General features: G+C 39.1%; 13 protein-coding genes. 2 read left to right on the forward strand and 11 right to left on the reverse strand.

The genetic code is table 11. The annotated features are described in order from the left end of the window. The first annotated feature begins 85 nt into the window (after window positions 1–85). Window positions 86–739 carry a redox-sensing transcriptional repressor Rex gene (locus E4T71_RS00425; RefSeq protein WP_135035203.1) on the forward strand — a complete coding sequence of 218 codons (654 nt, stop codon included), beginning with the start codon at window positions 86–88 and terminating at the stop codon, window positions 737–739. Window positions 740–781: 42 nt separating this feature from the next. Here the strand turns inward: E4T71_RS00425 and radC are convergent, their stop codons facing one another. The 6 genes from radC to lctO all read right to left on the reverse strand — a co-directional run bounded on the left by radC (window position 782) and on the right by lctO (window position 8,313). Next, window positions 782–1,462, reverse strand: coding sequence for a DNA repair protein RadC (radC, locus tag E4T71_RS00430; RefSeq protein ID WP_135035206.1), 681 nt, complete (start codon window positions 1,460–1,462; stop codon window positions 782–784). A 110-nt stretch (window positions 1,463–1,572) separates the two neighbouring features. Further along, window positions 1,573–2,985 carry an HlyD family secretion protein gene (locus E4T71_RS00435; RefSeq protein ID WP_135035209.1) on the reverse strand — a complete coding sequence of 471 codons (1,413 nt, stop codon included), beginning with the start codon at window positions 2,983–2,985 and terminating at the stop codon, window positions 1,573–1,575. A 59-nt stretch (window positions 2,986–3,044) separates the two neighbouring features. Then, window positions 3,045–3,779: a class A sortase gene (locus E4T71_RS00440; protein ID WP_135035212.1), complete on the reverse strand. Its 735-nt coding sequence runs from the start codon at window positions 3,777–3,779 to the stop codon at window positions 3,045–3,047. Continuing rightward, the gene (gene gyrA, locus E4T71_RS00445; protein ID WP_135035215.1) at window positions 3,766–6,219 is read right to left on the reverse strand and encodes a DNA gyrase subunit A; all 2,454 of its coding nucleotides are present in this window, start codon (window positions 6,217–6,219) and stop codon (window positions 3,766–3,768) included. The genes E4T71_RS00440 and gyrA overlap by 14 nt, the downstream gene beginning before the upstream one ends. Window positions 6,220–6,529: 310 nt before the next feature. Then, window positions 6,530–7,003 carry an IS200/IS605 family transposase gene (gene tnpA, locus E4T71_RS00450; protein WP_135035218.1) on the reverse strand — a complete coding sequence of 158 codons (474 nt, stop codon included), beginning with the start codon at window positions 7,001–7,003 and terminating at the stop codon, window positions 6,530–6,532. 173 nt (window positions 7,004–7,176) lie between these two features. Continuing rightward, window positions 7,177–8,313 (reverse strand): L-lactate oxidase, encoded by a 1,137-nt coding sequence (gene lctO / locus E4T71_RS00455; RefSeq protein ID WP_135035221.1) that lies wholly within the window; start codon window positions 8,311–8,313, stop codon window positions 7,177–7,179. Between the two features lie 240 nt (window positions 8,314–8,553). Here lctO and E4T71_RS00460 point away from each other — a divergent pair, with 240 nt between their 5' ends. After that, on the forward strand, window positions 8,554–9,534 hold the full coding sequence (locus tag E4T71_RS00460; RefSeq protein ID WP_135035224.1) for an L-lactate dehydrogenase: 981 nt from the start codon (window positions 8,554–8,556) through the stop codon (window positions 9,532–9,534). A 154-nt stretch (window positions 9,535–9,688) separates the two neighbouring features. Here E4T71_RS00460 and E4T71_RS00465 read toward each other — a convergent pair whose 3' ends face one another. Genes E4T71_RS00465 through murB form a run of 5 tightly spaced genes read right to left on the reverse strand, consistent with a single transcriptional unit; the run spans window position 9,689 to window position 14,372 of the window. Further along, a complete protein-coding gene (locus tag E4T71_RS00465) occupies window positions 9,689–10,759 on the reverse strand; it encodes a PotD/PotF family extracellular solute-binding protein (protein ID WP_135035227.1) in 1,071 nt (356 codons plus the stop codon). Beyond that, a complete protein-coding gene (locus tag E4T71_RS00470; protein WP_135035230.1) occupies window positions 10,756–11,529 on the reverse strand; it encodes an ABC transporter permease in 774 nt (257 codons plus the stop codon). The genes E4T71_RS00465 and E4T71_RS00470 overlap by 4 nt, the downstream gene beginning before the upstream one ends. Next, on the reverse strand, window positions 11,526–12,332 hold the full coding sequence (locus tag E4T71_RS00475) for an ABC transporter permease (protein ID WP_135035233.1): 807 nt from the start codon (window positions 12,330–12,332) through the stop codon (window positions 11,526–11,528). Before E4T71_RS00475 ends, E4T71_RS00470 begins: the two co-directional genes overlap by 4 nt. Beyond that, window positions 12,313–13,470: an ABC transporter ATP-binding protein gene (locus E4T71_RS00480; protein WP_135035236.1), complete on the reverse strand. Its 1,158-nt coding sequence runs from the start codon at window positions 13,468–13,470 to the stop codon at window positions 12,313–12,315. Before E4T71_RS00480 ends, E4T71_RS00475 begins: the two co-directional genes overlap by 20 nt. Next, the gene (murB, locus tag E4T71_RS00485; protein WP_135035311.1) at window positions 13,467–14,372 is read right to left on the reverse strand and encodes a UDP-N-acetylmuramate dehydrogenase; all 906 of its coding nucleotides are present in this window, start codon (window positions 14,370–14,372) and stop codon (window positions 13,467–13,469) included. Before murB ends, E4T71_RS00480 begins: the two co-directional genes overlap by 4 nt. Window positions 14,373–14,379 lie beyond the last annotated feature (7 nt).

Genomic DNA, 14,379 nt, shown 5'->3' on the forward strand with positions numbered 1-14,379 from the left:
GTAAGTGGATTCATTGATTTTTATCACTATTTCCCTTATAATATAATTAATTCACAAACTCAGGAGAAAGGAAGGGATATGGACTATGGAAGTGAGAAATCAATCAATTCCACGTGCAACTGCCAAACGTTTATCTCTTTACTACCGTATTTTTAAGCGTTTTAATACTGAAAAAATTGAAAAAGCTAGTTCCAAACAAATTGCTGAAGCTATTGGGATTGATGCTGCTACTGTTCGACGCGATTTTTCATACTTTGGAGAATTGGGGAGGCGTGGTTTTGGCTACGATGTCAAAAAACTAATGACCTTCTTTGCTGATCTTTTAAACGATAATAACATTACTTATGTTGCCCTAGTCGGAGTTGGAAATATGGGAAAAGCTCTACTTCACTATCGTTTTGAAGAACGCAATAAAATGAAAATTGTCATGGCTTTTGATAGAGATGAACATGAAGCTGTTAGTACTGTTACAGAAGATGGGATTCCTATCTATCCGATTTCCCAGCTTCAAGAAAAACTAGCGGATTCTGGAGTGAAGACAGCTATTTTGACGGTACCAAGTGTGAAAGCTCAAGAAGTTGCTAATCAATTGGTTGCTACTGGTATTAAAGGGATACTAAGCTTTTCCCCCGTTAATCTTTCTATTCCTAAAGATGTGGTTGTTCAATATGTCGATTTAACAAGTGAATTACAAACCCTCCTTTATTTTATGAATAGATCTGAAAATGATTCCATATAGCCAAAAAATCGAGAGAATGAGATTCTCTCGATTTTAACTATATTAAGGCAAGCGCTCTTCTTCACGATAGGAAAAATACGATTCTTGGGTAATAATCAAATGATCTAAAAGCTGTATCCCTAGAGTTCCTGCTGCCTCTGATAGAACTTGCGTAACATGATCATCGTTGGGACTTGGTCTGAGTGAACCTGACGGATGATTGTGAACGATAATGAGAGAACTTGCCATATGCTTAACTGCATAATGCAGAATCTCCCTAGGTTCAGCTAAGCTCCTACTCACGGATCCTATAAAAATTGTTCGCTCTTCTAAAATCTGATTTCGTGTATCTAGATAGATAGCTAGTAGATGCTCCTGTCTTAAAGAACCCAATTCTTTAACGAGACGAAGACCTAATTGATGACTAGATAAAATAGCTTGTTCTTTTTTGAGTTTGGCTTGGTCAATCCGCTTACCAAGCTCCACCATAGCTTTTAATTCAATAGCTTTAACGATACCTACCCCAGGTATTTCCTGAAGTTCACGCAGCGTTAGATAGCGTAATTCAGCTAAACTTTGGATGTGTTTCAGTAAAATCTGAGCAACTTCTAGCGATGATTGTCCTTTAAGTCCTGTTCTTAGAAGAATCGCAAGTAATTCTTGATTACTTAATTTTTCAGGTCCTTCTTCTACTAATCTCTCTCTGGGTAAAAGAGATGAGTTTATATGTTTAATCTCGTACATGTTTGCCACCTCCATCTATTTATTCGAAATAGATGGAGAGTCAAATAATCAAAAAATGGGTACTATCGGTATTGTGTAAAATATCCATAGTCCCCATTTTTTATCTATTTTTAGGATTCAATCCGATTATCATACTCTGTTACTGTTGTCGTATCAGGAGGGAAATGGATTGGTTTTAATACCCATTGATGATTTTCTAAAGGTCCAAAACGTGTCGATAATGTTGATTCGAAGAGATTTCCCGAAATAGTTACATAACCAACTTTGGAAGAATGTTGACCAAGTGTGGCACCATAAGCTATTACCTTACCAGAAGCATCTTTATAAGGTATGAATTGATTGTTTCGAATAACAATACCATTAGATAGGATAGTTTCAACATTATTAGTAGAATAATTAGGATCTGTATTTCGTAAATAGGAGCCATCCCAAACCCCACTATTATTACTTGCATCTAGTTGAATAGCCTCTGCATAAAAACGATGAAAATCAGCATTTTCAGGTAAAGCTTGAGTATCTGTTAGATTGGGAGCATAACCAGAGAAAGTATTGCCAATGAACTCAGCATACTGAACTCCTCCTAAGTCGAAAATGTGACTACTCATCTTGTGAACTAAGGTAAATTGATTATTCCGAATAGTCCAATTATACCCATGATTCGCCATTAACATAAATTGGTTCCCATTCTGAAGATCCTTAGCCCGAATGTGCAACTCCTCCATGATAAAATTGGTCAAACCATCTGTTGCTCCTGGTCCAGTTGCGAAACCAAACCAGAACATTCCACCATCCACAACTAAGGTCGTGTTGTTTCCTCGTAATTCGATATTGGATGGGAGAGTAAAATAATCCTTGGCTGGATCATCAACACCCATTTCAAATTCACCTTCTGGAAACTCCAAGATTGTGAAGCCGTTTGATTGACTTTCTTCCAATGCCTGTCGGAAAATTTTATTATTCTCTTCTCGACTATTTTCTGCTTTTAAACCAACTTGAAGAGTCGTTTTCAATTCATCTTCTTTAATATCATAAACTCGCCCCAGTTGCTCAACAGAAGCTCCATAAATAATTTGATGATTGATTCGATTAATTTTAGTGATTTGCCCACTTCCCTGAAGTGTCGAAGACGGTGCTAGATCTACGTCGTCTCCCAATTGATAGAGTGTAGCTACTGCTTCCAGTTGATCTTCCGGTATGTTATCTTTGATACGGCCTAGCTCCAGCTCAATTTCATAGATAAAGCCTTCTTCTTTATCCTCGGTACTGTTGACAATTTGACCAATGATTTCCTCTTCTCCATCCTTGTAGAGAACTTGATTTCCCTTACTAAAGCGCGGTTTGGGAGGTTCTTTAGGTTGAAAAAAAGAAATAAGCGGTGCGATAAAACTATTTTTTCCCTTTTCAAAAAAATCTAAACTGAGAAAGAGAGTCAGTAAGAGTGCTAATATACCGAAAAGGATTCCCAGATTTCGCCGTTCCTTACGGTGTCGTTCGACAATCTTGGTCTGATAATCTGAACTCACAATTCTCTTCCTTTCTATTAGAAAAAGGTTTGGAACATGATGTCCCAAACCTTGGACGATTACAATTGCATTTGATTATATTGACTTTCAAAAGCCTTTAAGACTTCTGGATCAGTGCTGTTAAAATCAGATTCTTCTGTTAAATCAGCTTTAACAATGGTTCGATAGGTTGCTGCAGCATCTTCACAGGTAACCAAAGTGAGTTCATTCATTCCCTCAGTATCTTGGATTACATCAATTCGATCTGGTGTAACCGTCTCAACACTCTTAACAGTATAGGTATAAACCTTGTCTTTATCTGTTAAGTAAATTTTCATCCCATTTTGAGCATGTTCTAGGGGTGAAAAGAGCATTTGATTAGCTCCAGTAATTCCAAAAACATGGTGACTAGCTAGAGAATAATTGCCTTTCCCCATTACTTGATTTTCTTTCATGGTACCAGCACCATAATAGAGAACTTCATTAGCTAAACCTTTGAAAATCGGAAGGTTCAAGTTCAAATCTGGAATGGCAATTCCTCCAATAACCGGCAAGTCCTGTTGATTCATTTGTGCTTCTAAAACTCTCTCGGTTGATAGAGCCTCAACACTTTGGAAATCAAAATTCGCTTCTGCCGCTTTGTTTTCTTCAATTTTTTCTTTAGAAACTTTAGCTACTTGGTACTGATTTGTATGGTAAACCATGACCATATTTCGGATAGAGCTATTAAAAATTAAGCTCAGAGCCACAATAAAGAGAATTCCTGCAAGTAGGTAACGTGGCCAATTTCTCGTTTTCTTTTTATTCTTCGCCATCTTCTATATCTTCTTTCATTTCTGCATCTATATTTGTAAAGGTTACAATACGGGAGTCATCTGTCAAACGCATAATCTTAACTCCTTGAGCTGCACGACCAATTCGACTAATATCTGCCACATGAGTTCGAATAACAACTCCTTTATCCGTCATCACCATTAAATCGTGCTCTTCATGGACCGTTCTAAGACCAACTAGTGGACCATTTTTCTCGGTAATTTTCGCCAAAATCATTCCTTTACCACCACGATTTTTGGTTGGGAAATCTTTAGCGGGGGTCCGTTTTCCGTAACCAAGCTCTGTAATGACCACTAGATCATCTTCATCCGTTACAATGCTAGCTCCAACCACTTGATCCTGGTCTCGGAGACTAACCCCTTTCACCCCTGCAGCACCTCGACTGAGCGGACGCAAGCTACTTTCCTTAAAACGAACGGCATAGCCATAGCGTGTACCAATCAGAATGTCTGATTCTCCATCGGTAAGAAGAACGTTAATCAATTCATCCTCATCACGGAGTTTTAAAGCTAACAAACCATTTTGACGAATGTTCTGGAAGGCGGAAATTGGAACTCGTTTTACCACACCGAACTTGGTTGTGAAGAAGAAAAAGCCATGATCTTCCTGTTCCTTCGTTACATTTATCAAGGTTTGAATACTTTCCCCTTCATCTAATTTCAAGAGGTTAATAATTGGTAAACCTTTAGCCGTACGACCATATTCAGGGATTTCGTAGCCTTTAAGGCGATACACTCGTCCTCGATTGGTGAAGAAGAGAAGATAGTCGTGTGTGCTAGTAGATACTAATTGGCTAACAAAATCATCATCTTTGACACCCGTACCTTGAACACCACGACCGCCCCGTTTCTGTGCAGTAAACTCAGATTGGTCTAAGCGTTTGATATAGCCCTTATTAGAGAGGGTAACGAGTACGGCACTTTCTTCAATTAAGTCTTCATCTTCTAGGCTAAGAACTTCTCCGACCATCAGTTCAGTTCTACGAGGATCAGCATATTTTTGTTTGATTTCATCTAACTCTTCTTGAATAATTTGCTTCACACGTTCTGGTTTAGCTAGGATATCTGCTAGATCTGCAATTAATTCTAAGAGCTGGTCATATTCCGATTGAATTTTATCTCGTTCTAAGCCTGTCAATCGGCGAAGACGCATATCTAGGATAGCTTGACTTTGCCGCTCTGACAGGTTGAAACGCTCTATTAACTCAGTTTGAGCTTGGGCATCTGTTTCGCTATTCCGAATAATCTGGATGACTTCATCAATATGATCTAATGCAATTAAAAGACCTGCTAAGATGTGCGCTCGAGCTTCTGCTTTTTCCTTATCAAAACGAGTCCGACGAACTACAACATCTGTCTGATGCTCAATATAAGCACCAAGTATTTCACGAAGAGAGAGAATTTTGGGTACACCATTGTGAATGGCCAGCATATTAAAAGAGAAGTTGGTCTGCATTTGAGTCAATTTGAAAAGGTTATTCAAAATAACTGTTGCAGATGCATCTCTTCGAATCTCAATGACAAAGCGAACACCTTCACGGTTGGACTCGTCTCGGACAGCGGTAATCCCATCAATTCGTTTCTCTTGAACGAGCTTCACAATATGTTCTTGAACTTTGGCTTTATTGACCATATAAGGAAATTCTGTAACAACAATCCGTTCCCTGCCAGAATTTGTTTCTTCTATCTCTGTCCGAGATCGAAGAACAATTGATCCCTTACCAGTCTCATAAGCTCGATGAATACCTGAACGTCCCATGACAAGGGCACCTGTTGGAAAATCAGGACCAGGCAAAACTTCCATCAATTCCCGTGTTGTGACTTCCGGATTATCCATTAGCAACTTAACAGCATCAATAGATTCACCTAGGTTGTGAGGAGGAATATTAGTAGCCATACCGACTGCAATTCCCGTGGCTCCATTAACAAGAAGATTTGGGAAACGAGAGGGAAGAATGGCCGGTTCCTGCTCACTACCATCATAGTTAGGAACGAAATTAACAGTATCCTTATTAATATCCCGTAGTAGTTCTAAAGCAATCTTACTCATACGGGCTTCAGTATAACGCTGGGCAGCTGCACCATCACCATCCATGGACCCAAAGTTTCCATGACCATCGACTAGCATATGCCGATAAGACCACCACTGAGCCATCCGTACCATAGCCTCATAAATAGAGGAATCTCCGTGTGGATGGTATTTACCCATAACATCCCCGGTAATCCGAGCAGATTTCTTATGAGGTTTATCAGGGCTTACTCCCAGATCATACATTCCGTAAAGAATACGGCGATGAACAGGTTTCAACCCGTCTCGAACATCTGGTAAAGCCCGAGACACGATAACACTCATGGCATAGTCGATAAAGCTCGACTTCATTTCTTTCGTTAAATTTACATCAACAAGGTGTTTATCCTGCATTTCCAATGCCTTTCTCTACACAATAGTACCTACAATTATAGCAAAAAAAAGCTAAAAAAGCACGTTCCGCTTTGGATTCAGGCTGATGACCTAAAAATAAAAGGATGTAGTCGGGATAAGCAAAAATCTCAACCATTCACAACAATTGACTGAGATTTCTGATAGTCCTGAAGTCAAAACCACCCGTGAAAACGGGTGGCTTGTACACCGGCTGTAAGCCGTTTCTCTCCAGCGACGCCTAAAGGCGTTCGCTGAACTTCGTTCAGGTTAGAGCTTGTATTACTTGACTATTGCCCGTAACAACGGGCTTTTAACGTGTTCTGAATCCGCCATCTGAAAATGAATCCTCATATTCTTTTACACTCAGCTTATCGAGAGCAATATCATTTTTCTCTTGTTCTCGAATGTATTTCGCTACGGTCTTTTCATTTAATCCGACTGTGCTAACGTAATAACCTCTCGCTAAAAACTTACGATTTCCATACTTATATTTCAAATTAGCATGTCTATCAAAAATCATTAAAGCACTTTTACTCTTCAAATAACCCATGAAATCAGATATTGCAAGTTTAGGTGGGATTAGTACAAGCATATGAACATGATCTGGCATCATGTGTCCTTCTATAATTTCAACACCTCGATATTTACACAAATGACGGAAAATTTCAATTAAATCTTGTCTAACCTTATAATAGATAGCTTTTCTACGGTATTTAGGTGTGAAAACTATATGATATTTGCACATCCATTTGGTATGTGATAGACTGTAACTGGTTTTAGCCATTTCTTTTCCCCCTTTATCTAACCTGAACAATTAGATTATATCAGGAAAAAGAAATGGAAGCTCAAAGCCTTGTCAGCCACCAGCATAGCTGGTGGTTTTCTTGTTTTTCTCTTCGAGAAAAACTGGCTAGAAGCCACAATAAAAAAGCGGCTGTTTTACAGCCGCCTCAAAGATTAATACAATTTCAGATCACGTGAATCTACTGGGAAACTTGGGTTGTATGGGTTATGACGCAAGTTTGTTTTCTTCACATCCTCAATAGTCTGTGCCCCAGCTAATTGCATAACAGTCTTCAATTCACTATTCAAGTGTTCAAAGACTTGACGAACACCAACACTTCCTCCAAGGCTCAATCCGTAAATAACCGGACGTCCAATTGCAACAAGATCTGCACCTGATGCCAATGCTTTAAAGACATGCTGACCACGGCGAACACCAGAGTCAAATACAATTGGAACACGTTTGTCAACAGCTTCTGCAACTTCTTGAAGAGAATCAAACGCTGCTGGTCCACCATCAATTTGGCGTCCTCCATGGTTAGTTACCCAAATACCAGAAGCTCCAGCACCAAGAGAACGTTCCACATCTTCTTTACATTGAGGTCCTTTTACATAGACAGGAAGACCTGAATATTCTGCAATGAATTCAACGTCACGAGGAGATAATTTTTGTTTAGCTGATTCGTAGACAAAGTCCATTGTCTTACCAGCACCATCTGGAAGGTACTCTTCAACAATTGGCATACCAACTGGGAATACAAATCCGTTACGTTTATCCACCTCACGGTTTCCGCCTACTGTAGCATCTGCGGTTAGTACAATCGCTTTATAGCCTTGTTCTTTTACACGGTCCATAATGTGACGGTTAATACCGTCATCTTTACTGAAGTAGAATTGGAACCACTGTGGACTACCATTCAATGCTTGGGTAATCTCAGGTAGGTCTGTTGTTGAATAAGAACTAGTTGTATAAAGAGATCCGAACTCATGAACACCTTTTGCTGTAGCAACCTCACCTTGCTCATTAGCAAGTTTATGTGCCGCAACAGGCGCCAGGATAATTGGAGAAGTCAATTTATCTCCGTAAATCTCTACTTCAGTTGATGGATTTTCAACATTCATCAACGTATGGGGTACAATTAGCTTATGGTTAAATGCCCGGATATTTTCCCGAAGAGTAAATGTATCTTCTGCTCCACTGGCGATATAGCCAAATGCCGCTTTAGGAATAACCTTTTGAGCCATTGGTTCTAAGTCATAAGTGTTAATAAAATCAATAGGCCCTTCTGCATTACTTGTTTTGAAAACCATAGCAAATCCTCCTTAATTTGAATCAGCTTTTTTATGGAGTTAGTTAGTTTTCTTAACTAACCTCTATTACATTATAACATTTTTTGTATCCGCTTCCAATAATTCTGCTCATTTTTCACAAAAAATAAGTATTTAAACGTTTACATTTTCTATTCCTATCGACAAAATGCTTTTAGGGTGGTAGAATGAACATTGTGAGAGAGATAACTCTCTTTAAAAAGAAAAGGAGATGTTTAGATAATGACTGCTACTAAACAACACAAAAAGGTTATCCTTGTTGGTGACGGTGCTGTAGGTTCATCATACGCTTTCGCATTGGTTACTCAAGGTATTGCACAAGAATTAGGTATTGTAGATATCTTTAAAGAAAAGACTCAAGGAGATGCGGAAGACTTAAGCCATGCTTTGGCTTTCACTTCGCCTAAGAAAATCTACGCTGCTGATTATGCAGATGCGCATGATGCTGACCTTGTTGTTTTGACTGCTGGTGCTCCTCAAAAACCGGGTGAAACTCGCTTGGACTTGGTTGAGAAAAACTTGCGTATCAACAAAGAAGTCGTTAGCCAAATCGTAGATTCTGGCTTTAATGGAATCTTCTTGGTCGCTGCTAACCCAGTAGATATCCTAACCTATTCAACTTGGAAATTCTCAGGTTTCCCTAAAGAACGTGTTATTGGTTCAGGAACTTCTTTGGATTCTGCTCGTTTCCGTCAAGCACTTGCTGAAAAAATCGGTATCGATGCTCGCTCTGTCCATGCCTACATCATGGGTGAGCACGGAGATTCTGAATTTGCTGTTTGGTCACACGCTAACGTTGCAGGTGTGAAATTGGAGCAATGGTTGCAAGATAACCGTGATATCGATGAGCAAGGCCTTGTTGACCTCTTCGTATCTGTTCGTGATGCTGCTTACTCAATCATCGAGAAAAAAGGTGCTACCTTCTATGGTATTGCTGTTGCCTTAGCTCGTATTACAAAAGCAATCTTGGATGATGAAAATGCCGTACTACCACTTTCAACTTACCAAGCTGGTCAATACGGTATTGACGATGTCTTCATCGGTCAACCAGCGATTGTTGGTGCACATGGTATTGTTCGTCCAGTAAACATTCCATTAAATGACCGTGAATTGCAACAAATGCAAGCTTCTGCTAAACAATTGAAAGCAATCATTGATGAAGCATTTACGAAAGAAGAATTTGCATCTGCAGTTCGTAACTAATTTTTAATGACGATCATACTTAGTATGGTCGTTTTTTATTTCTTACCTTTAGATTCGAAACCCCCTCAATGAACAGAACTCATTGAGGGGGTTTATCTAGAAATTATGAAAAGCAATTTAGTTTTCAATCGCTTATCTTAGTGTTCTCAAAATATTATTTGGGATACATTTTAAATTGTAGGAAAAGATCATTATAGATCCCCAACCACTTAGGACCTAGATTTTGGTAAACTTCTAAATTTTGCTTGGCTTCCTCTGATGGATAAAATGCTTGATTTAAACGTAATTCATCTGGTAATTCAGCCTGGGCTGTCAGATTAGGGGTTGAGTAGCCAATGTATTTTGCATTTTGTAAGGCCACATCCGGTTGTAACATAAAATTGATAAAGGCGTAAGCAGCCTCGCGATTTTTCACTGTATGCGGAATAACAATATTATCAAACCAAAGATTGGAGCCTTCTGGAGGAACCACATAGTGGAGATGCTCATTTTCATCTAACATTTGTCGTGCTTCGCCTGAAAAGGTCACTCCAATTCCAGCATTATTCTGAATCATGTATAGTTTCATTTCATCAGCAACAATGGCTTTAATATTAGGTGTCAACTGATACAGATGATCGGTTGCTTGTTGTAATTCCTCCATTTTCTGACTATTGATGGAAAAACCAAGAGAATTAAGGCTAAGCCCCATGACTTCTCGAGCGCCATCAATAAGCATAATTTGATTTTTATAGTTTGGATTCCACAAATCAACCCAATGCTGTGGGGGTTCCTTAATGATCTGATCATTGTAAACAATTCCTAAAGTTCCCCAAAAATAAGGGATGGAATAAGTATTCTGAGGATCAAAACTTTGGTTTAGGAAGGACGGATCAATATGTTCGAGTCCTTTAATTTTACTAGAATCTAATTTCTCCAGTAAGCCTTCCTGAATCATTTTTTGAATCATATACTCACTCGGAATCGCGATATCATAAGTCGTTCCGCCTTGTTTAACTTTCGTATACATGGCCTCATTGGAATCGAAGGTTTCATACTGAACGCGAATTCCCGTTTCTTTTGTAAAACGCTTAAGCAAATCTGGATCGATGTAATCTCCCCAATTGTAGATAACTAAAGTACTTTTTTGATCTTGACTATCCTTAGGTTGCAAATGGAGAATCATTGCCCCTAGGGTAAGAAGAATTAAGCCAATTCCAACTAAAAAGCTGATTAGTTGCTTCATTGCTCCTCCTCCTTTTGCCTAGAAATGAAATAAAAACCAATAACCAATAAAATACTAAACAGAAAAACCAATGTAGATAAAGCGTTAATCTCTAAGGAAATTCCCCGTCTAGCACGGGAATAGATTTCAACAGCCAAAGTTGTAAAGCCATTTCCTGTCACAAAGAAAGTCACCGCAAAATCATCTAAGGAATAAGTAAAGGCCATGAAATAGGCCGCAATAATAGCTGGTGTCAAATAGGGAAAAAGAATTTCCCGTAAAACTTGAGCTTCCGATGCCCCTAAATCATAGGCGGCATGAATCATATCCTGATTCATCTCTTGCAAACGAGGCAAAACCATCAGTACTACAATTGGAATGGAAAAAGCTACATGACTTAGTAACACTGAAACAAAACCAAGCTGAAATCCAATTAGAGTAAAGAGAATCAAGAAGCTTGCTCCTGTCATAACATCCGGTGCTACAATAAGGATATTATTGAATCCTAAAAGACTTCCTTGCATCGGCTTCTTGGCTTTATGTAAGAGAATAGCTCCAAAAGTACCAATGACTGTAGCAATACTCGAGGATAAAAAAGCCAAAAAAAAGGTTTGAGCTAAAATCAAAATAAGGCGTTCATCTGAAAAGAGAGTTGCAAAATGTTCCCAGGTAAACCCTGTGAAATCATTCATATCTCCACCTGCATTAAAGGCATAAAAAATCAAATAGAAGATTGGGAGATATAAGAGAGCAAAAACGATGAACAAATAGAGGTTAGCTAGTTTTTTCATACTTCTTTCCTCTCTCTCGTCAACCACATTGTTAAAAGCATAGCTAAAATTAGAACAACTCCGATTGTTGATCCCATTCCCCAATTTTCTGTGATCAGAAAATGTTGCTCGATGGCCGTTCCTAGCGTAATAACACGATTCCCTCCAATCAAACGAGTCAGCATAAAGAGGCTAAGACTAGGAATGAAAACCGCTTGAACGCCTGAACGAACTCCTTTCATAGACATAGGGAAAATTACCCACCAAAAAGTTTGCCAACGGCTACCACCGAGATCATAAGAAGCATTGATCACCGATTTATCCAACTCATCCAGAGCATGAAAAATCGGCAAAATCATAAAAGGTAACTCAATGTAAGAGCTGACTATCAAAAACGAGAAATCCGTAAAGAGTAATTGTTGCGGGCCAATCCCTATAAATGTTAAAAACTGATTGACTGCACCATCTTGGCTAAAAATTCCTAGAAAGGCGTAGGCTTTTAAAAGAAGATTAATCCAAGTTGGCAGTATGATGAGCAACAACCAAAGTTCCTTATGCTTGAGCTGAGTTAAAAAATAAGCCATGGGATAACTAATTACAAGTGTTAGTAACGTAATCAAACTAGCATAAAAAATAGAGTTGAATCCCATCCTCAAATAGGTTGCATTATCAGCTTGGAAAAACGTTTTAAAATTATCCAGGGAGAAGGAGCCGTCAATTGTAAAAAAAGATTGAAATACAATTAAAGCTAAGGGTGCGAGGACAAATAATAAAATCCACAGAATGTAGGGAATCGAAAAGAGATTAGTTATTCTTGTCTTCATCTCGCTCCTCCTCAATCGCATGGATAAGGCCAGCTTCTTGTTCATCCATGTCAACGTACTCTTCAATACGAGCATCGAATTCTTCCTCGGTCTCATTTAACCGCATAATATGAATATCTTCGGGCTCAAAATCTAAGCCAATGACTTCTCCCACAATGGCTTTTCGAGTTGAATGAATCATCCACTCATTACCAAGTTCATCGTAGGCAATAATTTCATAATGAACACCACGGAATACTTGCGTATCAACCGTTACCTGAAGTTTACCTTCGTCTGGTAAGGTGATGCGTAAATCTTCTGGTCGAATGACAACCTCAACTGATTCACGAGGGCGCATCCCTCCATCAACTGCTTCAAATCGTTGCCCATTAAATTCAACCAAATAATCTTCAATCATCGTTCCTGGAAGAATATTGGATTCTCCAATAAAGCTCGCTACAAAATGGTTGATAGGTTCATCATAGATATCTACAGGAGTACCAGACTGAACGATTTCTCCCTCATTCATCACAAAAATCCAGTCGCTCATGGCCAAGGCCTCTTCTTGATCATGGGTGACAAAGACAAAGGTAATCCCCAAACGTTGTTGTAACTCACGCAGTTCGTATTGCATATCTGTTCGCAATTTTAAATCAAGAGCAGACAGAGGTTCATCCAGTAAAACGACACGAGGCTGATTGATAATCGCACGTGCAATCGCAACTCGTTGTCTCTGCCCCCCAGATAGTTTTTGAATCGAGCGTTTTTCATAGCCAGATAATTGAACCATTTTCAAAACCTGACGAACGCGTTCAGCAACTTCTTCCTTATCAACTTTACGAACCTTAAGCGGGAAGGCGACATTATCAAACACGTTCATATGCGGAAATAAGGCATATGACTGGAATACAGTATGAACATCCCTCTGATTGATAGGAACACCGTTGAGACGATTCCCATCTAAGAAGATATCTCCTGATGATGGATCTAATAAACCGGCAATCATATTCAGAATGGTTGATTTTCCCGAACCTGATGCTCCAAGTAGGGTGTAAAACTTCCCTTCTTCGAGTTCAAAATTAATATCTTTTAAAACCTGGGTTCCCGTATCCTCATAGACTTTGGATACATGCCGAAATTTGATGATTGGTTGTTTCACTCGTAGTCTCCAATAATTCTAACCTCAGGCTCTAAGTGTACACCTGCATGTTCTTCTACCCGTTCGATAACTTCTTGAATCAGTTGCTCATAATCAGCGGCTGTCCCATCATAGCGATTAACCATGAAACCAGCATGTTTGGTTGATACTTCTACACCACCAATTCGATGTCCTTTTAAATGAGCTTCTGAGATTAATTGACCTGCAAAATGCCCAGGTGGACGTTTAAATACAGAACCACAACTTGGATATTCCAAGGGTTGTTTCAACTCTCTTAAATGTGTCAAGCGCTTCATTTCTTGTTCAATCGACTGATGATCTCCTGGCTTGAGAGAAAACTTCGCTGAGATTACAATATCCCCAGTCGCTTGAATAGCTGAATGGCGATAGCCAAAACGCATATCTCTGTTTTCTAATTTTTTGATTTCCCCTGCTTTGGTCAAAATCGTACAAGACTCTAAAACATGACCAATCTCACCGCCATAAGCTCCGGCATTCATGAAAACAGCTCCACCAACGCTACCTGGAATTCCACAAGCAAATTCAAAACCTGACAAGCTATGATGTAAGGCAACATGTGTTGTTTGAATTAGATTTGCTCCAGCCTCTGCTTCAATCATGTAACCATCAACCGAAATGTGATTCAGATGGTTGAACATAATCACAAATCCTCGAACTCCACCATCTCGAATGATAATATTGCTAGAGTTTCCCAAAACCATCCATGGAATGTTTTCTCGATTAGCCAATTTCACGATTCGTAATACCTCATACTTGTTACGTGGAAAGACCAAATAATCAACAGGTCCACCTACCTTAGTATAAGTAAATTCCTTTAAGGGATGATTAAAGCGAATATCTATTCCCTCTAATTCTTGTTGAATCATCTCTCTACTCATCATCTTCTCA

Origin of the sequence: Streptococcus sp. WM07 (genome assembly GCF_004570525.1) — a bacterium.
In the GTDB taxonomy this organism is placed as follows: domain Bacteria; phylum Bacillota; class Bacilli; order Lactobacillales; family Streptococcaceae; genus Streptococcus.